General features: G+C 63.7%; 22 protein-coding genes and 1 tRNA gene. 10 read left to right on the forward strand and 13 right to left on the reverse strand.

Going from position 1 to position 26,320, the window contains the following annotated elements:
• The first annotated feature begins 317 nt into the window (after positions 1 to 317).
• On the forward strand, positions 318 to 1,307 hold the full coding sequence (locus tag NKG95_RS23905) for a LysR family transcriptional regulator (RefSeq protein WP_353042728.1): 990 nt from the start codon (positions 318 to 320) through the stop codon (positions 1,305 to 1,307).
• Positions 1,308 to 1,622: 315 nt separating this feature from the next.
• Here the strand turns inward: NKG95_RS23905 and NKG95_RS23910 are convergent.
• A tRNA-Gly gene (locus NKG95_RS23910) sits at positions 1,623 to 1,696 on the reverse strand.
• Between the two features lie 93 nt (positions 1,697 to 1,789).
• Here NKG95_RS23910 and NKG95_RS23915 point away from each other — a divergent pair.
• Entirely contained in the window at positions 1,790 to 2,092 is a 303-nt protein-coding gene (locus NKG95_RS23915) for a DUF6460 domain-containing protein (RefSeq protein WP_254816341.1), read from the forward strand.
• Positions 2,093 to 2,154: 62 nt separating this feature from the next.
• Here the strand turns inward: NKG95_RS23915 and NKG95_RS23920 are convergent, their stop codons facing one another.
• Positions 2,155 to 3,057: a histone deacetylase family protein gene (locus tag NKG95_RS23920; RefSeq protein ID WP_353042729.1), complete on the reverse strand. Its 903-nt coding sequence runs from the start codon at positions 3,055 to 3,057 to the stop codon at positions 2,155 to 2,157.
• 50 nt (positions 3,058 to 3,107) lie between these two features.
• Between NKG95_RS23920 and NKG95_RS23925 the strand changes: the two genes are divergently transcribed.
• Entirely contained in the window at positions 3,108 to 4,532 is a 1,425-nt protein-coding gene (locus NKG95_RS23925; protein ID WP_352860760.1) for an MATE family efflux transporter, read from the forward strand.
• Positions 4,533 to 4,535: 3 nt separating this feature from the next.
• Here the strand turns inward: NKG95_RS23925 and NKG95_RS23930 are convergent, their stop codons facing one another.
• Together NKG95_RS23930 and NKG95_RS23935 are read right to left on the reverse strand one after the other, a co-directional pair.
• The gene (locus tag NKG95_RS23930) at positions 4,536 to 5,612 is read right to left on the reverse strand and encodes a quinone-dependent dihydroorotate dehydrogenase (RefSeq protein WP_352860761.1); all 1,077 of its coding nucleotides are present in this window, start codon (positions 5,610 to 5,612) and stop codon (positions 4,536 to 4,538) included.
• Positions 5,609 to 5,959 carry a DUF952 domain-containing protein gene (locus NKG95_RS23935; RefSeq protein ID WP_352482472.1) on the reverse strand — a complete coding sequence of 117 codons (351 nt, stop codon included), beginning with the start codon at positions 5,957 to 5,959 and terminating at the stop codon, positions 5,609 to 5,611. Before NKG95_RS23935 ends, NKG95_RS23930 begins: the two co-directional genes overlap by 4 nt.
• A gap of 126 nt (positions 5,960 to 6,085) precedes the next feature.
• Here NKG95_RS23935 and NKG95_RS23940 point away from each other — a divergent pair, with 126 nt between their 5' ends.
• Positions 6,086 to 6,517 carry a hypothetical protein gene (locus NKG95_RS23940; RefSeq protein ID WP_353042730.1) on the forward strand — a complete coding sequence of 144 codons (432 nt, stop codon included), beginning with the start codon at positions 6,086 to 6,088 and terminating at the stop codon, positions 6,515 to 6,517.
• A 118-nt stretch (positions 6,518 to 6,635) separates the two neighbouring features.
• Positions 6,636 to 7,298, forward strand: a complete 663-nt coding sequence (locus tag NKG95_RS23945) for a response regulator (protein WP_502893818.1) — start codon at positions 6,636 to 6,638, stop codon at positions 7,296 to 7,298.
• A 3-nt stretch (positions 7,299 to 7,301) separates the two neighbouring features.
• Here NKG95_RS23945 and NKG95_RS23950 read toward each other — a convergent pair whose 3' ends face one another.
• Complete coding sequence (locus NKG95_RS23950; RefSeq protein ID WP_353042731.1) at positions 7,302 to 10,790, reverse strand: PAS domain-containing hybrid sensor histidine kinase/response regulator; 3,489 nt, start codon at positions 10,788 to 10,790, stop codon at positions 7,302 to 7,304.
• A 233-nt stretch (positions 10,791 to 11,023) separates the two neighbouring features.
• Here NKG95_RS23950 and mscL point away from each other — a divergent pair, with 233 nt between their 5' ends.
• Positions 11,024 to 11,446, forward strand: a complete 423-nt coding sequence (mscL, locus tag NKG95_RS23955; protein ID WP_352493792.1) for a large conductance mechanosensitive channel protein MscL — start codon at positions 11,024 to 11,026, stop codon at positions 11,444 to 11,446.
• A 111-nt stretch (positions 11,447 to 11,557) separates the two neighbouring features.
• Positions 11,558 to 12,724, forward strand: coding sequence for a pyridoxal phosphate-dependent aminotransferase (locus NKG95_RS23960; protein ID WP_352547899.1), 1,167 nt, complete (start codon positions 11,558 to 11,560; stop codon positions 12,722 to 12,724).
• 92 nt (positions 12,725 to 12,816) lie between these two features.
• On the opposite strand, the gene hemA is transcribed toward NKG95_RS23960, so the two are convergent.
• Complete coding sequence (hemA, locus tag NKG95_RS23965) at positions 12,817 to 14,094, reverse strand: 5-aminolevulinate synthase (RefSeq protein WP_353042732.1); 1,278 nt, start codon at positions 14,092 to 14,094, stop codon at positions 12,817 to 12,819.
• Positions 14,095 to 14,359: 265 nt separating this feature from the next.
• Here hemA and galE point away from each other — a divergent pair, with 265 nt between their 5' ends.
• Positions 14,360 to 15,355 carry a UDP-glucose 4-epimerase GalE gene (galE, locus tag NKG95_RS23970; protein WP_023719473.1) on the forward strand — a complete coding sequence of 332 codons (996 nt, stop codon included), beginning with the start codon at positions 14,360 to 14,362 and terminating at the stop codon, positions 15,353 to 15,355.
• Between the two features lie 104 nt (positions 15,356 to 15,459).
• Positions 15,460 to 16,710, forward strand: coding sequence for a D-amino acid dehydrogenase (locus tag NKG95_RS23975; protein WP_353042733.1), 1,251 nt, complete (start codon positions 15,460 to 15,462; stop codon positions 16,708 to 16,710).
• A 36-nt stretch (positions 16,711 to 16,746) separates the two neighbouring features.
• Here NKG95_RS23975 and NKG95_RS23980 read toward each other — a convergent pair whose 3' ends face one another.
• The 7 genes from NKG95_RS23980 to NKG95_RS24010 all read right to left on the reverse strand — a co-directional run bounded on the left by NKG95_RS23980 (position 16,747) and on the right by NKG95_RS24010 (position 23,887).
• Positions 16,747 to 18,117 carry an FGGY-family carbohydrate kinase gene (locus NKG95_RS23980; protein WP_352919180.1) on the reverse strand — a complete coding sequence of 457 codons (1,371 nt, stop codon included), beginning with the start codon at positions 18,115 to 18,117 and terminating at the stop codon, positions 16,747 to 16,749.
• Positions 18,114 to 18,431, reverse strand: coding sequence for an L-rhamnose mutarotase (gene rhaM / locus NKG95_RS23985; protein ID WP_352482465.1), 318 nt, complete (start codon positions 18,429 to 18,431; stop codon positions 18,114 to 18,116). The genes NKG95_RS23980 and rhaM overlap by 4 nt, the downstream gene beginning before the upstream one ends.
• Positions 18,431 to 19,432, reverse strand: a complete 1,002-nt coding sequence (locus NKG95_RS23990; RefSeq protein WP_352482463.1) for an ABC transporter permease — start codon at positions 19,430 to 19,432, stop codon at positions 18,431 to 18,433. The genes rhaM and NKG95_RS23990 overlap by 1 nt, the downstream gene beginning before the upstream one ends.
• The gene (locus tag NKG95_RS23995; protein ID WP_352493795.1) at positions 19,429 to 20,406 is read right to left on the reverse strand and encodes an ABC transporter permease; all 978 of its coding nucleotides are present in this window, start codon (positions 20,404 to 20,406) and stop codon (positions 19,429 to 19,431) included. The genes NKG95_RS23990 and NKG95_RS23995 overlap by 4 nt, the downstream gene beginning before the upstream one ends.
• On the reverse strand, positions 20,403 to 21,944 hold the full coding sequence (locus tag NKG95_RS24000; RefSeq protein ID WP_352919182.1) for a sugar ABC transporter ATP-binding protein: 1,542 nt from the start codon (positions 21,942 to 21,944) through the stop codon (positions 20,403 to 20,405). The genes NKG95_RS23995 and NKG95_RS24000 overlap by 4 nt, the downstream gene beginning before the upstream one ends.
• An 83-nt stretch (positions 21,945 to 22,027) precedes the next feature.
• A complete protein-coding gene (rhaS, locus tag NKG95_RS24005) occupies positions 22,028 to 23,023 on the reverse strand; it encodes a rhamnose ABC transporter substrate-binding protein (RefSeq protein ID WP_023719466.1) in 996 nt (331 codons plus the stop codon).
• Positions 23,024 to 23,077: 54 nt separating this feature from the next.
• Positions 23,078 to 23,887 (reverse strand): DeoR/GlpR family DNA-binding transcription regulator, encoded by an 810-nt coding sequence (locus NKG95_RS24010; protein WP_352493797.1) that lies wholly within the window; start codon positions 23,885 to 23,887, stop codon positions 23,078 to 23,080.
• 188 nt (positions 23,888 to 24,075) lie between these two features.
• On the opposite strand from NKG95_RS24010, the gene NKG95_RS24015 reads away from it, so the two are divergent.
• Positions 24,076 to 26,178 (forward strand): bifunctional rhamnulose-1-phosphate aldolase/short-chain dehydrogenase, encoded by a 2,103-nt coding sequence (locus NKG95_RS24015; protein ID WP_353042734.1) that lies wholly within the window; start codon positions 24,076 to 24,078, stop codon positions 26,176 to 26,178.
• Positions 26,179 to 26,320 lie beyond the last annotated feature (142 nt).

Raw genomic sequence — 26,320 nt, forward strand, 5'->3', positions numbered from 1 at the left:
ATTAACTCTCCCTGGTTGATGGACGCGTACCCTTGGGTTTCGTGGGCCGCGCAATCGTGCAGGAGCGCCAAACGCGCTGCTGCCGTCAATCGATCTCCGGTATCCTCCCAATCGGCCCCGAAACTCTGGTTTCAATCGACACGAGTTTTCCCCCGTCACCGATCGTCAAGTCTCAGGACGCGCGAAGGGTGTGTCGCTTTGCCATAACTGTCAAATGCGATCTTTGATGGTTGCTATATCGAAACTGATATGGCTAAAGCTAGTGGCGACGCTGCCGGATGACTGGTCGGGCGCGGGGTGTGGGAACAAAGAAAATCATGGCAGCGCTGCGAAATCCTGCTGCAATCTCAGCTGGTTACGATGAGGTCCCGGGAGAGGGCGGAACCCTGCTGCGCAGCGGCTTGAGCCTGCGCCACATGCGCATGATCGCAGCCCTCGACGAGCACGGCCGGGTGAGCGCCGCGGCCCAGGTCATGAACATCTCGCAGCCGGCCGCTTCGCGCATGATCGCCGAGATGGAGGCGGTGCTCGACGTCAAGCTCTGCGAAAGGCTGCCGCGCGGCATCACGCTGACGCCCTATGGCAAGGCGCTGGCACGGCGCGCGCGGTCGATCCTGCTCGAGATGCGCGAGGTCGATCGCGAGATCTTCGAGCTCAAGGCGGGCAAGGGCGGTTCGGTGTTCCTGGGTGCCGTCACGGCGCCGGCAATCGAGCTGGCGGTGCCGGCCATCCGCGAGATCCGGCGCCTCTATCCGCGCATCGAAATCACCATGCAGGTCGAGACCTCGAACGTGCTGGCGCGCGAGCTGATCGCCTCTCGGCACGATTTCATCATCGCCCGCATCCCCGACGACCTCAATCCGCGGCTGTTCGAGGCCCGCGTCATCGGCGTCGAGAAGGCCTGCCTGATCGTGCGCCGCGGCCACCCGCTGACCAAGGGCAAGGCAGTGCGGTTGGAAGACACCGCCGCCTATGACTGGGTTTTCCAGTCGGGCGGCTCGCCGCTGCGCCAAGCCATGGAAAGCAACTTTTTGAACCGCAACATCGCGCTGCCGGATCGCATCCTCAACACCAGCTCGCTGTTACTGACTCTGGTCATGGTCGCGCAATCCGACGCGATCGCGCCGGTGTCGATCCAGGTCGCGAAGTTCATTCAGAACCCCGAAGGGCTCGACGGCGCCATCGACGTCGTCCAGACCGAGTTCGACATCGAGGTCAGGCCCTACAGCCTGATCACGGTAAAGAACCGCGCGCTGTCGCCGGCGGCCAAGATGCTGCACGATTTTATTTTGCGGGAGGTGGGCTGAGGATTGGAGCGGGTAGCGGGGCGCATCCCGTGGCCGGCCAGACGACCAGACAGGCCCACCAGCAGCGGCGCCGATGCACGTCGGCCACAACTGCTGCGTGATGCTCAAAAAAAGCCCGCCAGCAGAAGCCAGCGGGCCAAGGGTAGACATTCCGGTTGGGGTCATTCGAGGCCCCGCCGACCCTCAATGTGAGATATTCGACGAACTGGCACATCGGCCAAACAGATGAAGGACGGCCAGCCGAGCTGTAAAACTGCCTGTAAAGCCGCAAGTTTTCAACATCGCCAACTCAGGCGCAACCCGTGTGGCAAAAGCTGGAGCGGGTAGCGGGAATCGAACCCGCGCGTTCAGCTTGGGAAGCTGACAAGCTACCATTACATCATACCCGCGCTGGTTCCTCCGATATCATGGCCCGGCGCCGATGCGCAATCCGGTTTGAGGGCTCGGCTTGATGCCGGGCGGTCAACTGCGTATTTCTGGGCATGTGCCCGAATCGCGGCACCCGACTGTGGAGACAGGCCTTGTCCGCACTGAACCGCTTTCTCGGCGATACGCCGCTCCGGGTGATCTTGAAGCTGCTTGTGGTGTCGTTCCTCGTCGGCCTGGTCATGAACGCCTTCGGCTGGTCGCCGATGGACGTGCTCTACGGCATCCGCAAATTCTTCATCGACCTGTGGAATTTGGGCTTCCACGCCATCGACCGCTTCCTCGGCTACATCCTGCTCGGTGCCGCGATCGTCGTGCCGGCCTTCATCCTGCTCAGGATCGCCAATTTCAGGAAGTAGAGCATGATCCCAAAAAGTGGGAACCGGCTTTCGGAAAAGATCATGCTCAAACAAACAGCCTTTCACGCGTAGCCCGCAGCCACCTCGAACAGGATGGCGTGGCGTGCGGCAAGTGCTGCGACATCCGTCGAATAGCCGCCGCCGATAACGCCGCACACCGGGACGCCTAGCGTGCGGAAATGGCGGATCACCATATCGTCGCGGGCGCGCAGCCCGTCATTCGACAGCGCCAGCCTGCCGAGCCGGTCCTCGGCATGGATATCGACGCCGGCATTGTAGAAGACGAGATCCCAGCGCTTTCGCGCCGACAGCTCCGGCAGGATGGCGCCCAGCCGCTCCAGATAGGCTGCATCGCCGGTGCCGTCGGGCAGGGCGACGTCGAGGTTGGAGGCGATCTTGCGCGCGGGGTAGTTGCGGTCGCCATGCATGGAGAAGGTAAACACGCGCGGCTCGTCGTTCAGGATATCCGCCGTGCCGTCGCCCTGATGCACGTCGAGGTCGACGACCAGGATGTTTTGGGCGGCACCTTCGGCGAGCAGCACCAGCGCGGCAACGGCCACGTCGTTGAAGGTGCAGAAGCCGGCGCCTTGCGCGCGCCGCGCGTGATGACTGCCGCCGGCCGTGTTGCAAGCGATTCCGTTCAGCAAAGCCAGCCGCGCCGCCATCACCGTGCCGGCCGTTGCGAGCTGCGCCCTCAGCGAAACCCGCGGTCCCACGGGAAAGCCGATCTCGCGCTCGATCCTCACCGGCACGTCGCAGGCAAGCACCTGGTCGACATAGTCTGCCGCGTGGGCAAGCTTCAGCCATGATGGCCGCGCCACCGCTGGTGTGTTGAGCGCTTCGGGCCGCGCCAGGCCGCGTGCCCGCAAGGCGTCCATCAGCAGGGGATATTTGCTCATCGGGAAGCGGTGGTTGACGGCGAAACCGGCGTCGTAATCGGGATGATGAACGATCTGCAAGGACATGGGACGGCCGGTGCGCCAGAGGCGGGTTTCGGTTGACCATGCCGGGATGGATGGTTGCGCGAGGTCCGCAAACTGGGGCACATCGGCTAGCCGATCAAGCCGCAACAGGAAGCAACACACGTTTGGAGCAGGCTTTACCCACCGAAGCCCACGTCACCGAAGCCAGGGCTTTCGTCGTCACCAACCGTTCGGTGCTCGCCATCGCCGTGCCGATGACGCTTGCCTATCTGACGACGCCGTTGCTCGGAATTGTCGACACGGCGGTGGTCGGACAGTTCGGCGACGCCGCCCTTCTCGGCGGCCTGGCGGCCGGCGCCCTGATCTTCGACGTCGTTTTCACCACCTTCAACTTCCTGCGCTCCGGCACCACCGGCCTCGTCGCCCAGGCCTTCGGGCGCGGCGATGCACTGGAGGAGCAGGCGGTGTTCTGGCGCGCCGTGCTGATCGCGGTCGTCGCCGGCATCGTGTTTGCCGCACTTGCGCCCCTGGTTTCGGCTGCCGGGCAATGGTTCATCGGCGCCGAGCCGCGCGTCGGCGCGGCGATGGACGTCTATATCCGCATCAGGATGCTCGCAGCACCGTTCTCGCTTATCAATTACGCCATCCTTGGTTATGTGCTGGGGCGCGGCGAGGGCGGGCTCGGGCTGATGCTGCAGCTGGTGCTGAACGGCATCAATATCGCGCTCTGCTTCCTGCTCGCCCTGGAGCTTGGCTGGGGCGTTGCCGGCGTCGCCTGGGCGACGCTCACCGGCGAGTTCGTCGCCATGCTGCTTGGTCTCGCCATCGTCGGCCGGCGCTTCTGGGCCGCACCCAGGCTGCCGCGCCATCGCGTCCTCGATTTGCCGGCATTCCTGCGCATGATGTCGCTCAATCGCGATATCATGATCCGCTCCTTCTCACTGCTCGCCGCCTTCGCGCTGTTCACGCGCCAAGGCGCGCAATTCGGCACGCTGACGCTGGCCGCCAACGCCGTGCTGATGAACCTCTTCCTGGTTGCCGGCTATTTCCTCGACGGTTTCGCCACCGCCGCCGAACAGCTGGCCGGGCGCGCCATCGGCGCCCGTGCCGCCACGGCGTTTGACCAGGCGGTGCGGCTGACGCTGCTTTGGGGGCTCGGCCTGGCAGGCGTGGCGACGCTCGTGCTCCTGCTGGAAGGCACCGGTCTGGTCGCCCTGATCACGACCTCGACAGACGTCCGCGCCGTCGCCGACATCTACTTGCCATGGGCGGCATTCACCGCACTCAGCGGCGTGCTGGCTTTCGAGATGGACGGTGTTTTCATCGGCGCGACATGGTCGCGCGACATGCGCAACATGATGCTGGTGTCGTTCCTGGCGTTCAGCGCCGCGTTGCTGATCCTGGCGCCGGCGTTCGGCAATCACGGCCTGTGGGCGGCGCTGCACGTGTTCCTGCTGGTACGCGGCTTCAGCCTGCTCACTATATTGCGGCTGCGGGTGCGCACGGCCTTTAACTGATCGCTAAAGCGGTTTCGTCGCCCAGTGATCGAGGCGGCTGTCGCGAAGCTCGCGCAGCGACTTCAGCCCTTGACTGTCCATGAAACGGACCATGCCGGAAAGAATACGCCCCGGCAGCGCAGGCCCGGCATAGATCATGCCGGTATAGAGCTGGACGAGATCGGCGCCAGCACGGATCTTTTCCAGCGCCGTCTCGGCGGAATCGACGCCGCCGACGCCGATGATGGCGGGATCCGGGCCAAGTAGTTTTCGCATCCTTGCCAGCACGATGGTCGAGCGCTCGAACAAGGGTTTTCCCGAAAGCCCGCCGGTCTCGCCGGCAAGGCCCGCGCTGCGCAGGCCGGCTCGCGCGATCGTGGTGTTGGAGACGATGACGCCGTCCATTTGCTTGTCGGTGATCTCGGCGGCGATGTCCTCCAGTTCGGCCTCGACCAGGTCCGGCGCGATCTTGAGAAAGACGGGCGGCTTTGCCGGTGCCGCCGCACGCGCGGCCATGACCCGCGACAGGAGTTCACCAAGCTGTTCGCGCGCCTGCATGTTGCGCAGGCCCGGCGTGTTTGGCGAGGAGATGTTGATCGTCAGATAGCCGGCGTATCGCGCAAACCTGATCACGCCGCGCTCATAGTCGCCGACGCGGTCGGCGCTGTCCTTGTTGGCGCCGATGTTGACGCCGACGACGCCGGCGCGGCCCTTGCGGGCAGCAAGACGCTTTTCCGCGGCGGCGTGGCCTTCATTGTTGAAGCCCAGCCGGTTGATCACTGCCCCGTCCGAAGGCAGCCGGAAGATGCGCGGCTTCGGATTGCCCGTCTGCGGCAGCGGCGTGATCGTGCCGACCTCGGCGAAGCCGAAGCCGAGGCCGAGCAGCGCGTCCGGCACTTCGGCATTCTTGTCGTAACCCGCGGCCATGCCGAGCGGGTTCGGAAAATCGAGCCCGCAGATGCGTGTCTTCAACCTGTCGTCTCGCAAAGGGCGCCCGGCGACCGGCAGGCCGCATCTCAGCGCGGCAATCGACAGCCCATGCGCGGTTTCCGGATCGAGCGTGAACAGCAGTTTCTGGCCGATCCGGTCGAACGCGCTCATTCGGCCTCCAGCGCCGGGAATTCGTGCCGGCCGTCGGCACCGAGCGGCAATGCCTGCACCGAGACGACCGCATCGAGGCCGAGCCCGCCATAGAGATGCGGGAACAAGGCGCCGCCGCGCGAGACCTCATATTTCAGCGCATCGCCGAGGTGCGCGCCGTCGACGGCGACCAGCAGCAACCCGCTCTGGCCGGCGAAATGCTTGGCTGCCGTCTCCCGAACCTGCCCGGCGGTGGAAAAATGGATGAAGCCATCGGCGACGTCGATCGGCGCGCCGGTGAAGCGGCCTTCTCGTTCAGCCTCGCGCCACAGCGCCTCGGGAACTATCTTGTAGATGATCTCGGACATCGTTGCGCTATAGTCCGAACCGACGACGCGGGGAAGGGCAGGCCCGCGTTCTTCCCCATTTCAGGTTCTTCCCCAATTCCGGCGCAAACTGTGATAGATTGCGCCGACTGGCTCATGGAGGAAAACATGCGTCTGAAACACGTCTTGATCCCCGCAGCACTGGTCTCGCTTGTCGCAGCTTCGGCCTTTTCCGAGGAAGCCGATCGCTACCGGCTGGAAAAATCGGCCAATGGCTATGTGCGCATGGATACGCAGACCGGCACCATGTCGCTCTGCGAGGAGCGTTCCGGTCAGCTCGTCTGCAAGACAGCGGCCGACGAACGTGCCGCCTTCCAGGATCAGGTCGACCGGCTGCAAAATTCGGTGAAGGCGCTCGACGAACGCGTCGCCAAGCTCGAAAATTCGCTTGCCGCGCGTTTCGAATCGACTTTGCCCAGCGAGGAGGATTTCAACAAGACGATGGGCTACATGGAGCGCTTCCTGCGCAGCTTCATGGATATCGTCAAGGACATGGACAAGGACGAAGACGGCGCCAAGCCCAATTCGCAAAAGACCTAGGCAATTCGCAAAAAGACCTAGGGCGGGAATAGCAAGCCGGCCACGCCGAACAGCGGCGTAGCGTTATGATCGTTCAGATCCTGCAAGGCGGAAAATCGCCAACGGGATTCGGGGAGGGATATCACCGTTGGGCTACACATTCGTCATCGCCGACGATCATCCGCTTTTTCGCGGTGCATTGAGGGAGGCACTCGCCGGCATCGGAGATGTTGCCGCCATTCACGAGGCCGGCGATTTCGAAAGCGCCAAGGCGCTGGTCCTGGCCAATGAGGATGTCGATCTGGTCCTGCTCGACCTCTCGATGCCGGGCGCAAGCGGCCTTTCCGGCCTGATCTCGTTGCGCGGCATCCATCCGGCGGTGCCGATGATGGTGGTCTCGGCGCATGACGATCCGGTGACGATCCGGCGCGCGCTCGACCTGGGCGCCTCGGGGTTCATCTCCAAATCGGCCAGCATGGAAGAGATCCGCAATGCGGTGCAGTCGGTGCTCGCAGGTGATATCGCGGCACCCGCCGGGGTCGATCTCGGCGTCGAGCGCGATCCCGAGATTTCCGACCTGATCAAGCGGCTGCAGGCGCTGACGCCACAGCAGACGCGCGTGCTCGGCATGCTGGCGGAGGGACTGCTCAACAAGCAGATAGCCTATGAGCTCGGCGTCTCCGAAGCGACGATCAAGGCGCATGTCTCGGCCATCCTGCAGAAGCTCGGCGTCGACAGCCGCACCCAGGCGGTCATCCTTTTGTCCAAGATCGGCAGCGACCCGGTGCAGGCCGCCGGCTGATTCTTATTCGGCCGCCGGCGCCAGCGGCCTGACCCTGGCCATCATCGAGCGCAGCATCGCCGGTTTCAACGGCTTGCTGATCACAGGCACGTCGAGCCTGCCGGCGGCGGCGCGAACCTCGCTGGAGCGGTCGGCGGTGACCAGCACGGCCGGCAGGTCCTCGCCATGGATCGCACGCAACTGGGCGATCAATTCGAGGCCGGTCTTGTCGTCGAGATGATAGTCGGCAAGCACGATGTCCGGCCGATGCATGGCGGACCTGTCGAGATCCTCCGCGCCGGAAAGCGTGTCGACGCTGCAGCCCCAGCCCTCGAGCAGCAGCCGCATGCCATCGAGGATGCGGCCGTCATTGTCGATGCAGAGCACACGCAGCCCGGCAAGCGAGGCCGCGGCATGGGCAGGTGCCTTCACCTCGGCCTCGCGTCGCGGTGCCTGCACGGCCGCCACCGGCAGCAGCACGGAAAAGCGCGTGCCCTTGCCGGGATTGGAGAAGATCCGGATTTCAAGGCGCAGGACGCGGGCGATGCGGTCGACGATGGAGAGCCCCAGGCCGAGGCCTTCCGCCTCGCGCATGCCCTCGTCGAGCCGGGTGAATTCGCGGAACACGGTGTTGAGCTTGTCGCCGGCAATGCCGATGCCGGTGTCGATAACCTGGATCTCGGCCAGTTCGCCGCGCCGCCGCACGCCGACCAGGATGCGGCCATGGCGCGTATATTTGATGGCGTTGGAGACCAGGTTCTGGATCAGCCGGCGCAGCAGATTTCGATCCGTCATGACGCTGAGCGACGACGGCATGATCGAGAGTTCGAGCTTCTTTTCGGCGGCAAGCGGCCGGAAGTCGTTGCCGATCTGGCGCAGCAGCCCGTCGAGGCCGAAGCTCGTATCGTCCGGCTTCATCGCACCGGCATCGAGGCGCGAAATGTCGAGCACCGCGCCGAGGATGGTCTCGACCGATTCCAGTGACGATTCGATATTCATCGCCGCCTTGCCGGCAGGCCCCTTGCCGGTCTTCTCGATCAGCGACGAGCAATAGAGGCGGGCGGCGTTCAGCGGCTGCAGGATGTCGTGGCCGGCGGCAGCGAGGAAGCGCGTCTTGCCGAGATTGGCCTCTTCGGCCAGCATCTGCGCCTGCGCCAGCTCCTCGTTGACGCGGGTGAGCTCGGCGGTGCGGCTCTTCACGCGCTGTTCCAGCGATTCATTGGCGCGCTTCAGCGCCAGATCCTGCTCGACGCGCCCTGAGATGTCGGCATAGGTGGCGACGATGCCGCCGTCCGGCATCGGATTGGAGCGCAATTCCAGGATACGCCCGCTGGTCTTCAGCTCCATCTGCCATGGGCTGACGAAGCTGGTCAGGCGGTTCAGCATGGTGACGCGCTGGTCTGGCGGTATATCGCCGCGCTCGGCAAGGTGGCGCAGGATACGATCGAGCGAGACGCCGACCTGGCCCATCTCGTCGGGCAGGTCGAACAGCGCCCGGTACTGGCGGTTCCAGCAGATCAACCGCAAATCGCGGTCGAAGACGGTGATGCCCTGTTCCATCTGGTCGAGTGCGATCTGCAGCAGGTCGCGATTGTGCTGTAGCGCCTCGGTGGCGTCGTCGAGCAGGCGGAAGGCGTCCTTGGATTCGCGGTCGTTGCGGCGCAGCAGCAGCGACAGGATCAGCCGCGCCGAGGAGGAGCCGACGGCACTGGCCAGAAGCTGCTCGGAGAAGCGGATGACATCCATGCTGGCCTGTTCGTTGCCGTGCAGTGAAGTGCCGCTGCTCTTCTCGAATGACTGGAAGGAGCGCTCGGTGCGTTCGACACCGAGATAGCGCGCGATCGTGTCCTTGAGGTCGTTGACGGTGATCGTGGTGCGGAAGCGGCGCAGGCTCGGCAGCGGCCCCGCCTCGCGCGGCACGAAGATCGACGCCTGGATGCGTTCCAGCGGCACCGACGCGCGCGACAGTGAGCCGAACACAAAAAACAACGTGTTGATCGACAGGCTCCACAGCACGCCATGGTTCAGCGGCTCGGCGACGGTGCCGAACAGGGCTTGCGGCCGCAATGCATCGAAGCCGAACAGGCCGTGGACGAGGATGCCGGTCTCGGGCGCGGCGAGCGAGGGAAGCAGTAGCGTGTAGCTCCAGACGACGATGCCGGCCACCATGCCGAGTGCCGCACCCCTTCCGTTGGCGCCGCGCCAGACCAGGCCGCCGATCATTGCCGGCGCGAACTGCGCGATCGCGGCGAACGACATCAGGCCGATCGAGGATAGCCGCGCGCTGTTTGTGCTCTCGCGGTAGTAGAGGAAGGCGATGAACAGCATGATGAAGATCGCCGCCCGCCGCACATTGAGGATGAGCGTCGACCAGTCCTCGCTCTCTGAGGTCGTGGTCCGCAGCAGCCGGCGCACGAACAGCGGAATGATCAGGTCGTTGGAGATCATGATCGACAGCGCGACGCTTTCGACGATCACCATTGCCGTCGCCGCCGACAGGCCGCCGATAAAGGCGGCCATGGCCAGAACGTCGTGGCCGCTGAACAGCGGCAGTGACAGCACATAGAGGTCGCTGCTGGTCCTGGGGCCGACCAGTTCCAGGCCGGCCAGCGCGATCGGCAGCACGAACAGATTGATTGCCACGAGATAGAGCGGAAACACCCATGTCGCCGTGCGCAGCTCAGCCTCGCTGCGGTTCTCGACGATGGTGACGTAGAACTGGCGCGGCAGCATGAGGATGGCAAAGCCGCTCAGGCATGTCAGTACCAGCCAGGTCGCGAGCGAGGTGTTGTAGCCCATCGCCTGGCGCACCTGCGTGTTTTCGGCGAGCCGGTCGAACATATCGCCTGGCCCGCCGAAGATCAGAAACGTGACCATCAGGCCTATCGCCAGGAAGGCGGCGAGCTTGACCACGGTCTCGACCGCCACCGCCAGCACCAGACCGTCCTGGTGTTCGGTGGCGTCGGCATGGCGCGTGCCGAACAGCACGGCAAACAGCGCCAGCAGCATGGCAACGACAAGCGAGATGTCGCTGACGAACGGATCGAACGACGGCGGCGAGCCGGTATAGTGCTCGACCATCAGGCTGACCGAGCCGGAGATCGCCTTCAATTGCAGCGCCATGTAAGGCACCGCGCCTATGGTTGCGATCAGCGTGGCGATCGCCGCGACAGCGAAGCTCTTGCCGTAGCGGGCGCCGAGAAAGTCGGCGATCGAGGTGATCTTCTCGGTCTTTGCCAGCCTGACGATGCGCTGCAGCAGCGGAAAGCCGAACACGAACACCAGAACCGGTCCGATATAGATGCCGAGGAATTCGAGGCCGCGCTCGGAGGAGAGCCCGACCGAGCCGAAGAAGGTCCAGGAGGTGCAGTAGATGGCGAGGCTGAGCGCATAGATAAAGGGCCGGGCGCGGCCAGGCCCGGATGAAGTCGAGCGCCGGTCGCCCAGGCTGGCGATAGCAAACAGCAACGTCACATAGGCGATCGCGATGATGACGATGAACCAGCCCTGCACGCCTCGAACTTCCTCCCTGCGCCGGCTTTTTCATCCGGCCTTGCAGACGCAATCACAGCTTGGCCACCGAGTCCATCGCGGCTTTCGGCGCATTATGGCCGCGGCTTCGCGCAATCCAGGCCGGGGAAACACGTCTTTGCTCCTGTCGCAACCGCAGGTTTTTGCTATTCTGCCTGCCGGTCGATGCCGAGGGCGTGGACGGCAGCACGGCCGGTCAGGAAAAGGAGGGTCGAATGCTGAAAGAGTTTCAGGAATTCATTTCCAGGGGCAATGTGGTGGACCTGGCCGTCGCCGTCATCATCGGCGCTGCCTTCGGCAAGATCGTCACCTCGCTGGTCGACGACATCATCATGCCGGTCATCGGGGCGATTTTGGGCGGATTAGACTTCAACAACTACTTTCTGCCCTTGTCCTCGGCCGTTAACGCCACATCGCTGGCGGATGCCAAGAAACAGGGCGCGGTCTTCGCCTATGGCAGCTTCATCACCGTGGCGTTGAACTTCCTTATCCTCGCCTTCATTATCTTCCTGATGGTCAAGGCGGTGAACAATCTGCGCCAGCGGCTGGAGCGCGAGAAACCGGCTACCCCGGCCGCTCCGCCACCAGCCGACGTCGCGCTGCTCACCGAAATTCGCGATCTCCTCGCCAGAAAGTAGCGCCTGCGGCAACTTTCTGGACCAAAACCCCGGTCGCTTGCGGCCGGGGTTTTCTGTTTTCGTCCGCCCTGAAACACGCTAGCAGTCGAGCAAACGAAAACGGACCCATCCATGACCCTGATCGATACTCTGCGCGCCGAAGCGCGGGCGGCGCCCGAAAGCGGCATTGTCGCCGTCATGAATCGTGGCCGCGGCCGCGACGGTATGATCCCGCTTTGGGCCGGCGAGGGCGACCTGCCGACGCCTGCCTTCATCACCGATGCCGCCGCCAAGGCGCTGGCCGCCGGCGAGACCTTCTACACCTGGCAGCGGGGCATTCCCGAACTCAGGCAGGCGCTCGCCCGCTACTACACCAGGCATTTCGGCAAGACTTTCGCCAACGAAGAATTCATCGTCACCGGCTCCGGCATGCATGCCATCCAGATGGCCATCGACGCGGTGGCCGGCAAGGGCGACGAACTTGTCTACCTGTCGCCGGCATGGCCGAATTTCGCCGCCGCCGCCGGCGTGGCCGGCGCCGTTCCGGTTGCAGTCACCCTTGATCAGTCCGGCAATGGCTGGTCCTGCGATGTCGACAAGATCGCAGCGGCGATCACGCCACGGACCAAGGCGCTGTTCGTCAACACGCCGTCCAACCCGACCGGCTGGACCGCCGACAAGGAGACGCTGCAGGCAATCCTCGATCTCGCCCGCGAAAGGGGCCTGTGGATCATTGCCGACGAGATCTATTCGCTGTTCCACTACGGCCATGGCCGCGCGGCGTCGTTCATCGACATCATGGCCGATGAGGACCGCATCCTGTTCGTCAATTCCTTTTCCAAGAACTGGGCGATGACCGGCTGGCGCATCGGCTGGATCAAGATCCATCCCGCCTTGCAGCAGGTGTTCGAGAACCTGGTCCAGTATTCGACTTCCGGCGTTGCGCAGTTCATGCAGCGCGGCGCCGTCGTCGCCCTCGACGAGGGCGATGCCTTCATCGTCGAACAGGTGGAGCGGGCGAGGGCGGCGCGCGACCTCGTCTGCGGCATTCTCGCCGAAACCGGCAGGGCGCGGTTCACCGTGCCGCAGGGCGCGTTCTATCTGTTCTTCGCCGTCGACGGCATCACCGATTCCCGCGCTGCCGCTTTCGACATGGTCGACCGCGCCAATGTCGGCCTGGCCCCCGGCACCGCCTTCGGCCCCGGCGGCGAAGCTTTCCTCAGGCTATGCTTCCACCGCCGCCTCGACCAGCTCGAAGAAGCCGCGCACCGGCTGGCGAAATGGATGAAGACTGTGTGAGGTGTGTTGAGCTTCGCGCCAGGCATCGCAGCACTGAAAAATGAGGCGGCACCGATAGGCGGCTTCCGCAATGGTGCCCGTAGCGGCGGAGGTTACCCGCCCGACTTCGGCACCAGCAACGGAATGACGCGGTCGCTCTTGGCCACTGAAGGCCGGCCGGCCGAACCGTAGGGAATCCCCAACGCATCCCATGTCTCGACTAGCGCGTCCTGTAAGGAGGCAATCAGCGCGTCAGAATGGAACGGTGTCGGCGTGATGCGCAGCCGTTCGGTGCCGCGCGGCACTGTCGGGTAATTGATCGGCTGGATATAGATGCCGTGCACGCCGAGCAGGCGGTCGCTGGCCATCTTGCAGAGCTCGGGATCGCCGACCAGCAGCGGCACGATGTGGGTAGGTGACTCCATTACCGGCAGGCCGGCCGCGGCAAGCACTTCCTTGGTCCGCGTCGCCTGACGCAGCTGCGCGTCGCGCTCGGCCTCCGAGCGCTTGAGATGGCGGATCGAGGTGGTTGCCGCGGCAGCGATCGCCGGCGGCAGCGCCGTGGTGAAGATGAAGCCCGGCGCATAGGAGCGCACGGCGTCGATCACGGCGCTGGTGCCGGTGATGTAGCCGCCAAGCGTGCCGAACGCCTTGGCCAGTGTGCCCTCGATGATGTCGATGCGGTCGGCCAGCCCTTCGCGCTCGGTGATGCCGCCGCCGCGCGGCCCGTACATGCCGACGGCATGGACCTCGTCTATATAAGTCATCGCATTGTAACGCTCGGCGAGGTCGACGATCTGCTTGATCGGCGCGATGTCGCCATCCATCGAATAGACGCTCTCGAAGACGATCAGCTTGGCACGCTCGCGGCCGGCCGCCTGCAGCAGGCTTTCGAGATGCGCGACGTCGTTATGGCGGAAGATCTTCTTCTCGGCGCCCGAGCGCCGCACACCCTCGATCATCGAAGCGTGGTTAAGCTCGTCCGAGATGATCAGGCAATTGGGAAGCAGCTTTGCAATGGTCGAGATCGACGCTTCGTTTGAAACGAAGCCGGAGGTGAAAACCAGTGCCGCTTCCTTGTCGTGCAGGTCGGCAAGCTCCAGTTCGAGCTCGACCAGCGGGTTGCTGGTGCCCGAAATGTTGCGGGTGCCGCCGGCCCCCGATCCCATTTTGCCTGCCGCCTTCTGGAACGCGGCGATGACGTCGGGATGCTGGCCCATGCCGAGATAATCGTTGGAGCACCAGACGGTGATTTCCTCGGCGCGGCCATTGGCACGCCAGATGGCGCGCGGGAATTTTCCCACGATACGCTCAAGGTCGGCGAAGACGCGATAGCGACGCTCTGCATGGAGCTGGTCGATCGCTTCCTCGAAGAACCGCTGGTAATTCATGTCGCCTTCCCAATTTTGCGCGGGATCATAGTCATTGGCCTATTCGCCGTCCACCGCACCGTTTTGGTCAAAATGCCACGCCCCAGGCCTGTTCCTAACGACCACGGAACGTGGCCTATTCCCTTGATGTGGATCAATCTTGTTTCAGGACAATGCCACCCGCCGATGAGACTGGGTACCGCAGATTGTAATGGCCTGGCGGCAGGTTTTCCAGTACGGCGACGATTGAGACAGTTCCGATAAATCATGAATAGCGAGGATGCGGATGACGGTTTTGGTGACAGGCGGTGCCGGCTATATCGGCAGCCATATGGTCTGGGAGTTGCTGGACACGGGCGACAGCGTCGTCGTCCTCGACCGGCTTTCGACCGGCTTTGAATGGGCGGTGGCTCCGGAAGCAAAGCTCGTCGTCGGCGATGTCGCCGACAAGGAATTGGTCGCCTCGATCATCCGCGACAACAAGGTCGACGCGATCATCCATTTCGCCGGCTCGATTGTCGTGCCCGAATCGGTGGCCGACCCGCTTGCCTATTACGAGAATAACACCTGCAAGACACGCACCCTGATCGAGACCGCGGTGCGCGAAGGCGTGCCCAATTTCATCTTTTCCTCGACCGCCGCCGTCTATGGCGGCGCCGGCCTGGAGCCGGTGCGCGAGGACGCCAGGCTTGCGCCGGAATCGCCCTACGGCCTGTCCAAGCTGATGAGCGAATGGATGCTCCGCGACGCGGCTATTGCCTATGGGCTGCGCTATACGGCGCTGCGCTATTTCAACGTCGCCGGCGCCGACCCGAAGGGCCGCACCGGCCAGTCGACGCCCGGCGCCACGCATCTGATCAAGGTCGCCTGCGAGACGGCGCTCGGCAAGCGCCCCTTCATGCAGGTGTTCGGCACCGACTATCCGACGCCGGACGGCACCTGCATGCGCGACTATATCCATGTCAGCGACCTGGCGGCGGCGCATCGGCTGGCCCTGCAGCGGCTGCGTGCCGGCGGATCGAGCCTGGTCGCCAATTGCGGCTACAGCCACGGCTATTCGGTGCTCGAGGTCATCGACAGCGTACGCCGCGTCTTCGGCCATGATTTCGAGGTGCGGATGGGCGAGCGCCGCCCCGGTGACGCCGCCGCGGTTGTCGCCAATTCGGAGCTGGCCCGCGGCGAACTCGGCTGGACCCCGCAGCGTGACAACCTCGACCAGATCGTCTCCGATGCGCTTGCCTGGGAGCGCATCCTGACCAGCAAGAATTCGGCTCTGGGCTAAGCGCGGGCTCTCCGTAAGGGCTCGTCGGCAGGAGGCAGAGGCGCTATTGAAGGGCCTCACGGCTGAGCGTGCAGGCGTTCGGCTGCGTTCGACTTGGGGGCGGCATGAAAATATCGGTGCTTGGAGCCGGCGTCGTTGGCACGGCGGCGGCCTATTGTCTGGCCAGCGACGGCCATGAAGTCACGGTGATCGAGCGCCATCCGGCGGCGGCGCGCGGCACCAGCCAGTCGAATGCCGGCCTGGTATCTCCCGGCGATGCCACCGCCTGGGCTTCGCCCGCCGCGCTTAAAACGTTCCTGCGAGCCCTCTACAACCACGATCTCGGCATCAAGGTGCGGCTGCGCTTCGATCCGTATTTTGTCGCCTGGAGCCTGCGCTTCCTGCGCCAGTGCACGCATAAGCGCATGCGCGCCAACACCGAGATCAAGCTGCGCCTGGCGCTTTATTCACGCGACTGCATCAACGCCATCTCCGCTGACACCGGCGTTCACTACGACGAGCGCAAGAAAGGCATTCTGTATTTCTTCCGCTCGCAGCAGAGCTTTGATACCGGCACCGACAATTACCGCTATCTCGCCGAACATGGCCTGCCGATCGAGATCGTCGGCCGCGACCGGCTGGTCGAGCTCGAGCCCGGCCTTGCCGGAGCCAAGGACAAAATTGCCGGCGGCGTCTATTCGCCGATCGACCAGACCGGCGATTCCAGTCAATTCACGCAGCGCCTCGCTGCCTATGCCGCCGAAAAACTCGGCGTCCAATTCCTCTACGGCACGACGGTCGAAGGCCTCGACATCGACGGCGACCGGGTGCGCGCGGTGATGAGCTCGGCCGGTCCGGTGGCTGGCGATGCGGTGGTCATCTCGATGGGGCCGGAGAGCGGTCTGCTCGGCCGCCGCTACGGCATCGACCTGCCGGTCTATCCGGTGAAGGGCTATACCGCGACCATCCCGCTGGAGGATGAGGGCAAGGGGCCGACCATGGGCGGCGCCGACGAGGACCAGCTGATCGCCTATTCCAGGCTCGGCAACCGGCTGCGGCTCACTTCCACCGCCGAATTCACCGGCTTCGACCGCACCCACCGGCCGAGCGACTTTGCTGCCATGTTCAAAACCGGCAAAGAGCTTTTTCCCGGCGCCTTCGACGAGAGCAAGGCCGAGCTCTGGGCTGGACTTCGCCCGATGATGCCGAACTCCGTGCCGGTCATCGGCCGGGCGCGGTATGACAATCTATATCTCGATACCGGCCACGGCCATCTCGGCTGGACCATGGCCTGCGGTTCGGGAAAATTCCTTGCCGACGTGGTCGCCGGCCGCAAGCCGGAGATCGATCCACAAGGATTGCTCTACGCGGGCTAGCAACGGCCTGACCGCAGGGCGCCATGAGCTCGGCGGTCAGGCTCGTTCGTCGACTGCCGAACGCCAGGAGCGCACGTAACTTGTCCAGAGTGGATCGGCCGACGGTTCGGTCCTTTCGCCTCTGCCTTGCGGTGTCCCCTGGTCCGACGCCAGCAAGGCGGCGCCGATGCTGGTGCCTGTCGCAGCCGCGGAGGCAATGACGGCGCGCGCCGTCGCCGCAGCCAGCATGCGGGTGAACAGCCGGTTGCGGGCGAAGGGTCCTTCGACGATGGTTGACCCCCCGCCGCCGATCAGATCGAGGCAGGTCGCGGTCATCAGCGCCAGGTAGAACGAGATGGCGACAAAGCGCTGGCCATTGTTGATGCCGTCCGCGTTAAGCCATGCCGCGGCGCAGTGCGGAAACGGCCCCGAACCCCGTTGGATCGAAGGCAATAGGGACGTCTTGCGCGCGAGCACCGCGGCGACATCGTCTTCGGTCCAGTCTTCCGATTGGCCTTCCGTCAGCACGGAGAACTCGCGGCCACCCATGAAGCGCGCCGAGGGCACGGCATCGCCGAACGCGTTGACATTGACCAGCGTGTCGCGCGCCGGATCGAGCGTGACCTTGCTGCCGCCAACCGCCATCGACACCACCCAGGTGCCGGTCGAGACGACGGAGAAAGGCGGCTTGTCGGACAGGAGATGCGGCAGCAGCGAGGCGTTGGAATCGTGCAGGCCGCAATACACCGGCGTTTGCGGATCGAGGCCGGTTTGCCGCGCCAGAGCGGGCAGGATCGGGCCCAAGCGGTCCTTGGCCTGCCGCACCGGCGCCATTAGCCGGCGCCATTCCAGCCGGTCGACCAGTGAGGAAAAATCCGCTTTCCACGGGTTCCACAGATCGGTGTGGCAGCCGAGCGAAGTCACCTCGCTGGCGGCGACGCCGGTCAGGCGCAAGGCCCAGTATTGCGGATACATCAGCATCGCGGCGGCCCTGGCGAAATCCGCTGGAAAGCGCTTCTGCTGCCAGAACAACTGCGCGCCGAGATTGAGGCCGGCCGGCAGGCGCGGCGTGCCGGTCTCGGTGAAAGGCGGGCGGATCGCGTCGTAGTCCTTGGCGAAGGCATCCGGACCGTCGAACTCGTAATCGAGCACCGGCAGCGCCAGTTCGCCTGATGCGTCGGCCAGCACCGCCGTTGCGCCATGGGTGGTGATCGATATCGCGTCGATGCGCTGCTCGCGATCGATCTCGGCCAGGCTGCCGAGGATGAACGCCCATAACCGCTCGACGTCGTGGTGCGGATACGGGCGTTGCCGAACCGGCTCGTTGACCATCCTGCGCAGCGCCACTTCGCTTGCTGCGGCGAGATCGACCAGCGCCACCTTGGCGTTGGTCTTGCCGATATCGATGACGGCGACGTGGCGGGTCATTCCATATGGAACATTGTTTCCAGCGGCACCGCCACCGGCTCGTTGTTCGGCTTGGTTTCCATGATGTCTGCCATCTCGGCCCACCAGCGCTGCATCGCCGGATGCTTAGGCAATTCGTCCATGCCATGGTCGTCACGGCGCCACAGCACGCCGAACAAGGTGTTGGTCTCCTCGTCGAGATGGATCGAGTAATCGGAGATACCAGCCTGTTTTAGCAACGCGACGAGTGACGGCCAGATGTCGTCGTGGCGCCTCTTGTATTCGGCCTTCATGCCGGGATTGAGCTTCATCTTGAACGCATATTTTTCGGGCATCAGGCAAAGCGCTCCCGCCGCACGCGCTGCCACAGGATCGGCAGCGCGATGACGATGATCAGCAGCAGGCCGATGAAGATCGACATGACGATCCCCGGCACGTTGAGCAGGCCAAGACCGAAGGTCACCAGCCCCATGATGAAGGCCGCCAGCACGACGCCCAGAATGCTGCCGGCGCCGCCGAGAATGCTGACGCCGCCGAGCACCACCATGGTGATGACTTCGAGTTCGTAGCCCTGCGCGATCGACGGCCGGGTCGAGCCGAGCCGTGACGTAATCAGCACCGAGGCGATGCCCGCCATCAGGCCGGTCAGGCAAAACAGGATGAACTTGATGCGGCCGACACGCACGCCGGAAAACTGCGCCGCAACCGGGTTGTTGCCGATGGCAAAGACCCGGCGGCCGAAGCTCGTCCGGTGCAGAAGGAACCAGTAGACGACGGCCGCGACCAGGAAAAGCGTCAGTTCGAACGACACCACCCACCAGACATAACCTTGGCCGAAGAAGGCGAAGCTCGCGGGATAGCCCTTGTAGGCCTGGTCGCCGAGGATGATGAAGGCAACGCCGCGAAACAGGCTCATCGTGCCGATGGTGACGACGATCGACGGCAGCCCCAGCCTGGTGACGAGCAGCCCGTTGAAGGCGCCGCAGCCGAGCCCGACGACGATGCCGATTGCCACCAGGACAGGCGTGCCGGCGCCGGCCTGCACCGCCATGCCCATCATCGTCGAGGCGAGTGCGATGATAGCGGCGACCGACAGGTCGATTTCGCCGGAGATGATCAGCAGTGCCATGGCCAGCGCGATCAGCGCCTTTTCGGTGAAGTTGAAAGTCAGGTCCGACAGCGACCACGCGTCGAGGAAATAGGGCGAGGCAAAACTGTTGACGGCAAAGATGGCGACCGCCACGACGACCAGCAGCGCCTCCCATGAGAAGATCGCCGCAGTGAACGGCTTGTCGAGTCGGTTCGGAACATGGCGCGGGGCAGGGGTATCGGTCATGCCACTTCCGCCTTTTTGAGGATGATGCGGCCTTGCCGGCGTTCGCCGCGCGCGTTGAGCACCACGGCCAGGATGATGGCGCTGCCCGAAATCGCCATTTGCCAGAAGGGCGAGATATTGATCACCGGCAGCGCGTTGGAGATGATACCGAGGAACAGCGCGCCGAGCACCGCGCCGCCGACCGAGCCGATGCCGCCGGCGATGGAGATGCCGCCGATGACGCAGGCGGCGATGATGTTGAGCTCATAGCCGTTGGCGACCTCGACCGAGGCGATGACGTAGCGCGAGATCCAGAGATAGCCGCAGAGGCCGCCGATCATCCCCGAAATGCAGAAGACGATGAATTTCGTCCGGCCGACGTCGATGCCGGCATAGACCGATGCGGTCGGGTTGACACCGATGGCGTAGATCGAGCGGCCGAGCGCCGTGCGCGTCATCACAAGGAAGAACAAGGCGATGACCAGCAGGGCAATCCATGACAGCACCGGTATGCCGAGGAACGTCGCGCGCTGCAGGCCGATGAAATCGGGGCTCATCTGGTCGGCGTTGACCCAGGCGCCGCCTGAAATAACGAAGGTGGCGCCGCGGTAGATGGTGAGAGTGCCGAGCGTTACCACGATCGAGGGAATGTTCAGCCGCCACACCAACAGGCCATTGATGGCGCCGAGCACCAGGCCGACCAGAAGTGCGATGACGATCAGCAGCGGGATCGGGATTGCCGGATGCGCGGCGTTCAGCATCGCCACCACCATGCCGGTGAAGCAGAGATTGGCTGCCATCGACAGGTCGATCGAGCGGGTCAGGATAACCACCATCTGGCCGAGCGCCAGGATCATCAGGATCGACGTGTCGTTGAACACCTGGCGCACATTGCCGGGAGCGGCAAAGCCCGGAAAACGCATCGAGATCAGCCCGATCAGCACGGCGATTGCCGCCAGCAGCCAGACTTCGCGGTATTTGAGAAGAGCCTTCATGCCGCGATCCCCGCTGCCGTCCTGACCAGCGTTTCGGCGTCGAGCCCCTTATTGTCGTAGACCGCGGCAATGCGGCCCTCGCGCATAACGACGACACGGTCGGACATGCCGAGAATTTCCGGCAGTTCGGACGACACCATGATAACCGACAGGCCTTGCGCGACGAGCTCGGCCATGAAGCCGTGCACGGCGGCCTTCGAGCCGATGTCGATGCCCTTGGTCGGCTCGTCCAGTATGATCACCTTGGGCGCGGTCGCCAGCCATTTGGCGATGACGATCTTCTGCTGGTTGCCGCCCGACAGCGTGCCGACGTCCTGGCTGAGCGAGGAGGCGCGCAGGTCGAGCCGCTCTGTGTAGGAGCGGGCTAGCGCAAACTCTTCCGCCAGCCGCAATATGCCGGATTTGGAGGTTCGCTTGAGCGAAGGCAGCGAGACATTCTGGAAGATAGGCAGGCCGATCACCACGCCTTGCTTGCCGCGTTCCTCCGGCACATAGACGATGCCGGCATCGATCGAATCCGCCGCCGATTTCGGCGCGATCGCTTTGCCTTCCAGCGTGATCGTGCCGCCGCTGGTGCGGGTGATGCCTGATATCGCCTGCATCACCTCGCTGCGCCCGGCGCCGACAAGACCGTAGAAGCCGAGGATCTCGCCCCTGTGCAGCTCGAAGCCGATATCATCGAACTCGGTCGGATGCGACAGGCCGGAGACGGCCAGCACCGGCGCGCCGATCTCGGCCTTGCGCTGCGGAAAGATATGGTCGACCGCGCGGCCGACCATCATGCGCACGATCTGGCTCTGGCCGGCATCCTTGATCAGGCCTTCGCCAACCATCTCGCCGTCACGGAACACGGTATAGCGGTCGGCGATGCGGTAGATCTCATCGAATTTGTGGCTGATGAACAGGATCGCCTTGCCGTCGCTCTTGAGGAATTCGATCAGCAGGAAAAGCTCTTCGATCTCCTTCATCGAAAGTGCTGCCGTCGGCTCGTCCATGATGACGATCCGCGCGTCGATCGACATGGCGCGGGCAACGGCGACGAGATGCTTGTTGGCGATGCCGAGATCCTTCAGCCTGGCATCGGCGTCGATATGGCCGGCGCCCATCGTGTCCAGCACCTCGCGGGCATTCTTGCGCATGGTGCGCCAGTCGATGGTCTTGAAGCGGGTGCGCGGCGCATGGCCGAGGAAGATGTTTTCGGCCACCGTCAGATCGTCGAACAGCACGGTTTCCTGATGGATGGCGGTGATGCCATGCCCGAAGGCGGCATGGGCGCTGGGCAAAGCGACGGGCTGGCCGTCGATGTTGATTGTGCCTGAATCGGGCTGATAGATGCCGGTCATGATCTTGACCAGCGTCGACTTGCCGGCGCCGTTCTCGCCGATCAGCGCGGTCACCTGGCCGGGATAGAGCGACAGGCTGACATCGTGCAGCGCGCGCACGCCGGGAAAGCTTTTCGAGATGCCGGACAGCGTCAGCCGCGGCCCGGGAGACAAAGGCGCTTCCTTCGCCACTTCGTGTTGGGCTGTCGTGTCCATAATCGTATCAAGCCCTGAAACTAGGTCCGGTTGAGGCCGCGGCGGGGCCAAGGTCCCGCCGCACCAGTTCGAAGGCTCCAGGATCAATAGATCTTGGAGAACTTTTCGATGTTCGACTTGTCGAACTGGAAGGGCGGAGCCATCGCAGCCGAGTTGGTGTCGTCGAGCGTGACCTTGCCGACGCGGCCGATCGACAGCGTAGCACCGGGCTTCGCCTCTTCCTTCTTCACCGCCAGGTCGTGGGCGAGGTAGACGGCCGAATAGCCGAGGTCGATCGGGTTCCACAGCGCAACCGCTTGGCTGGCGCCGTTGTCGATGAACTTCTTGAACTCCGACGGCAGCGCCAGGCCGGTGACGTTGACCTTGCCGATCAGGCCTTCATCGGTCACCACCTGCGCGGCGGCAACGACGCCGACCGTGGTCGGTGCGATGATCGCCTTGAGGTTCGGGTAGGACTTCAGCAAGCCCTTGGCCTCGTCCGTGCTCTTGGCCGAGTCGTCGTCGCCATAGACGGTGGCGACGAGCTTGATCTTGGGGAACTTCTCCGGCAGCACCTTCTTGGCCGCGTCGATCCAGGCGTTCTGGTTGGTCGCGGTGGACGAAGCCGACAGGATGGCGACATCGCCGCCTTCCGGCAGGTAGTCGGCGGCAAGCTTGATGATGGTCTCGCCGATCAGGTTGGTGTCGGAAGGGTTGAGGTGAAGCTGGCGGCCTTCCGGCGCGACGCCTGAATCCCACGAGATGACGGTGATGCCGCGTTCCATCGCCTTCTTCAGCGCCGGAACCAGCGCGTCGGCGTCATTGGCCGAAATGGCGATGGCGTTGACCTTCTGGGCGATCAGCGAATTGACCACTTCGATCTGCGCTTCGGCGGTCGCCTTGGTCGGGCCGGTGTAGATGATCTCGACGTCGCCGAGTTCCTTGGCCGCCTCTTCGGCGCCCTTGTTGGCGGCGTCGAAGAAGCCGTTGCCGAGCGACTTCACCACCAGCGCGATCTTGACGTTTTCGGCATAGGCGGCATTCACGAACATGGCGGCGGAAAACGCCGCCGTAACCATCAGTTTCTTCAGAAAGCTCATCGAATATCCTCCCTTGAGCGTTGCATTCCATCGCCGCTGCGGGCGTGAGTTTTCTCAGGCCTGCAGCGAAGATTCTTCCTTGTTGCTTGCCGTTGTGCGGGCGACGATCAGCGTCACGCCGGCGGTCTCCAGCATCTTGGCTTCGCGATCCTCGATGCCGTCGTCGGTGATCACCGTGGCGATGCGCGACAGGCCGCACAGGATCAGGCTCGAGCGCTTGCGGAATTTCGAGGAGTCGACCAGCACCACCAATTCGTCCGCCTGGTCGATAAGCTTCTGCTCGGCCTGGATCAGCAGCGGGTCGCCTTCCATAAGACCCAGCGGCCCCAGTCCCTGCGCGCCCATGAACATGCGGCGCGCGTAGAAATTGCGCGTCACGTCATTGTCGAAGGGCGACAGGATAATGTTCTGCTCGCGGTAGATGGTGCCGCCCGACAGCATCACCGTGTTCTTGGAATGCCTGAGCAGGTGCTCGGCGATCGGAAAGGAATTGGTGAAGATCGGCATGCGGCGGCCGCTCAGGAAATGCACCATCTGGAACGTGGTGGTGCCGCCATTGATGATGATCGGCTCGCCGTCCTTGCAGAGTTCCACGGCCTCTCGTGCGATCGCCCGCTTCTGCGAAGCGTTGATCGTCTCGTTGACGGAAAACGGCCGGCCGGCAAGGCCGATGAACTGCGGAGGCGAGAGCGCCTCGGCGCCGCCGCGCACTCGGCGCAGCCGCTTTTGCACATGCAATGCCGCGATGTCGCGCCGGATCGTCGCCTCCGACGACTCCGTCAGGTCGACCATCTCCTGCACCGTCACCACAGGCTTTTCCTGGACGGCGGACAGAATGATCCTGTGGCGCTCTTTCTCGTGCATGGTTCCTCCCTGCTTGAGCATCTAGGCACCCAAAGCGCGCAGTGTCAATCATTTCCGATCAGATAATTTCATTGTGCAGTGCAATATGATTGATATTGATCGTTTGTGATTGACAAGACAGCCGCTTGCGTAGAAATTCGCACAAAAGGGACCCGCGCCGTTTGCGTGTCCCAAAGGGAGGATTACCTATGCTCGACAAGCGCTCCGGCACGCGCCTCGCCAATCTTTGGGATGACGCAAAAGCGCAAGCGATGAGCGAGCCCGAATGTCTGGTCTATCGCTCGAATGTTCTTGGCTCCGACAAGCGCGTCACCAATTATGGCGGCGGCAACACCTCCTCCAAGATCTGGCAAAACGATCCGCTCACTGGGCAGAGCGTGGAAGTGCTGTGGGTCAAGGGCTCGGGCGGCGACAGCGCCTCGATCAAACTCGACGGCTTCGCCACGCTCTACATGGACAAATTGCGCGCGCTGAAAGGTCTCTATCGTGGCCTCGAACATGAAGACGAGATGGTCGGCTATTTGCCCCACTGCACTTTCAACCTCAACCCGCGCGCGGCCTCGATCGACACACCGCTGCATGCCTTCGTGCCGAAGCCTTATGTCGACCACATGCACCCCGACGCCATCATCGCTATTGCCGCCGCCAAGGATTCGCAGGCGCTGACCAAGGAGATATTCGGCGACACGATCGGCTGGCTGCCATGGAAGCGCCCGGGCTTCGAACTCGGCCTGTGGCTGGAGAAATTCTGCCTCGAGAACCCCGAGGCCAAGGGTGTCGTGCTGGCAAGCCATGGCCTGTTCAGCTGGGGCGACACGCCGAAGGAATGCTACGAGACGACGATTTCGGTGATCAACCAGGCGATCGACTGGTTCGAGCGCAAGAGCCAGGGCAAGCCGATCTTCGGCGGCGAAATCGTCAAATCGCTCGATGCACCGGCGCGTCGCGCTGTGGCTGCAAAACTGATGCCGAGGATCCGCGGCCTGATCTCGGAGAACAGCCACAAGCTCGGCCATTTCGACGATTCTCCTGCGGTGCTCGAATTCGTCAATTCCAGGGATTTGCGGCCGTTGGCGGCACTCGGCACATCCTGCCCGGACCACTTCCTGCGCACCAAGATCCGGCCGCTGGTCATCGAGTTCGATCCCAGGAATCCCGATGTCGATGCCGTCATTGCCCGTCTTGTCGACGATGTGGCGGAGTATCGCGTCGGCTATCAGGCCTATTATGACCGCTGCAAGCACGCGGATTCGCCACCGGTGCGCGATCCGAACGCCGTGGTCTATCTGATGCCCGGTGTCGGCATGTTCACCTTCGCCGGCGACAAGGCGACGGCGCGTATATCGGGCGAATTCTACGTCAACGCCATCAACGTCATGCGCGGCGCCTCGACGGTGTCGACCTATGTCGGGCTGCCCGACCAGGAAGCCTTCGATATCGAATACTGGCTGCTCGAAGAGGCAAAGCTGCAGCGCCTGCCGAAACCGAAAGCTCTTGCCGGCCAAATCGCGCTGGTCACCGGCGGCGCCGGCGGCATTGGCCGCGCCACCGCCAACCGGCTGCTGCGCGAAGGCGCCTGCGTCGTGCTGGCCGATATCGACGAGGCAGCCCTTGCCAGCGCCAATGACGAGCTTGCCAAGGCCTACGGCAAGGATTTCGTGCGGCCCGTCGTCATCAACGTCACGTCCGAGGATCAGGTGATCTCCGGCTTTGCCGAGACAGCGGTCGAGTTCGGCGGCATCGACATCCTGGTGTCCAACGCTGGCCTGGCCTCCTCGGCGCCGATCGAGGACACCACGCTGGCGCTGTGGAACAAGAACATGGACATCTTGTCGACGGGATATTTCCTGGTTTCGCGGGAGGCGTTCCGGCTGTTTCGGACGCAAAAGATCGGCGGCAACGTCGTCTTCGTCGCCTCTAAGAACGGCCTTGCCGCATCGCCAAACGCCGCCGCCTACTGCACGGCCAAGGCTGCCGAGATCCATCTGGCGCGCTGCCTGGCGCTGGAAGGCGCGGAAGCCCAGATCAGGGTCAATGTCGTCAATCCCGACGCCGTGCTGCGCGGCTCGAAGATCTGGACCGGCGAATGGAAGGAACAGCGCGCCGCCGCTTACAAGATGTCGACCGACGATCTCGAAGAGCATTACCGCTCGCGCTCGATGCTGAAGCGGTCGGTATTCCCCGAGGACATCGCCGAAGCGATCTATTTTTTCGCCTCCGACATGTCGGCAAAATCGACCGGCAACATCATCAACGTCGATGCCGGCAACGCGCAGAGTTTTACGCGATAAGCGACCGTCTTTGAGGATTGCGCTGCCCCTCATCCGCCTGCCGGCACCTTCTCCCCGTAATAGTGACGCCGAGAAGGGAAGCGCTCCAACGCCGGTGATCTCCCCGTTCTTTACGGGGAGAGGGGTAAGGGTGAGGGGCAGC

The organism is Mesorhizobium sp. M1423 (assembly GCF_040317575.1).
GTDB lineage: Bacteria > Pseudomonadota > Alphaproteobacteria > Rhizobiales > Rhizobiaceae > Mesorhizobium.

Bases quoted from the DNA above. Each gene is read 5' to 3' on its own strand.
- NKG95_RS23905 (WP_353042728.1), top strand. From the start codon at position 318: ATGGCAGCGCTGCGAAATCCTGCTGCAATCTCAGCTGGTTACGATGAG.
- NKG95_RS23915 (WP_254816341.1), top strand. From the start codon at position 1,790: ATGTGCCCGAATCGCGGCACCCGACTGTGGAGACAGGCCTTGTCCGCA.
- NKG95_RS23920 (WP_353042729.1), bottom strand. From the start codon at position 3,057: ATGTCCTTGCAGATCGTTCATCATCCCGATTACGACGCCGGTTTCGCC.
- NKG95_RS23925 (WP_352860760.1), top strand. From the start codon at position 3,108: ATGGTTGCGCGAGGTCCGCAAACTGGGGCACATCGGCTAGCCGATCAA.
- NKG95_RS23930 (WP_352860761.1), bottom strand. From the start codon at position 5,612: ATGAGCGCGTTCGACCGGATCGGCCAGAAACTGCTGTTCACGCTCGAT.
- NKG95_RS23935 (WP_352482472.1), bottom strand. From the start codon at position 5,959: ATGTCCGAGATCATCTACAAGATAGTTCCCGAGGCGCTGTGGCGCGAG.
- NKG95_RS23940 (WP_353042730.1), top strand. From the start codon at position 6,086: ATGCGTCTGAAACACGTCTTGATCCCCGCAGCACTGGTCTCGCTTGTC.
- mscL (WP_352493792.1), top strand. From the start codon at position 11,024: ATGCTGAAAGAGTTTCAGGAATTCATTTCCAGGGGCAATGTGGTGGAC.
- NKG95_RS23960 (WP_352547899.1), top strand. From the start codon at position 11,558: ATGACCCTGATCGATACTCTGCGCGCCGAAGCGCGGGCGGCGCCCGAA.
- hemA (WP_353042732.1), bottom strand. From the start codon at position 14,094: ATGAATTACCAGCGGTTCTTCGAGGAAGCGATCGACCAGCTCCATGCA.
- galE (WP_023719473.1), top strand. From the start codon at position 14,360: ATGACGGTTTTGGTGACAGGCGGTGCCGGCTATATCGGCAGCCATATG.
- NKG95_RS23975 (WP_353042733.1), top strand. From the start codon at position 15,460: ATGAAAATATCGGTGCTTGGAGCCGGCGTCGTTGGCACGGCGGCGGCC.
- NKG95_RS23980 (WP_352919180.1), bottom strand. From the start codon at position 18,117: ATGACCCGCCACGTCGCCGTCATCGATATCGGCAAGACCAACGCCAAG.
- rhaM (WP_352482465.1), bottom strand. From the start codon at position 18,431: ATGCCCGAAAAATATGCGTTCAAGATGAAGCTCAATCCCGGCATGAAG.
- NKG95_RS23990 (WP_352482463.1), bottom strand. From the start codon at position 19,432: ATGACCGATACCCCTGCCCCGCGCCATGTTCCGAACCGACTCGACAAG.
- NKG95_RS23995 (WP_352493795.1), bottom strand. From the start codon at position 20,406: ATGAAGGCTCTTCTCAAATACCGCGAAGTCTGGCTGCTGGCGGCAATC.
- NKG95_RS24000 (WP_352919182.1), bottom strand. From the start codon at position 21,944: ATGGACACGACAGCCCAACACGAAGTGGCGAAGGAAGCGCCTTTGTCT.
- rhaS (WP_023719466.1), bottom strand. From the start codon at position 23,023: ATGAGCTTTCTGAAGAAACTGATGGTTACGGCGGCGTTTTCCGCCGCC.
- NKG95_RS24010 (WP_352493797.1), bottom strand. From the start codon at position 23,887: ATGCACGAGAAAGAGCGCCACAGGATCATTCTGTCCGCCGTCCAGGAA.
- NKG95_RS24015 (WP_353042734.1), top strand. From the start codon at position 24,076: ATGCTCGACAAGCGCTCCGGCACGCGCCTCGCCAATCTTTGGGATGAC.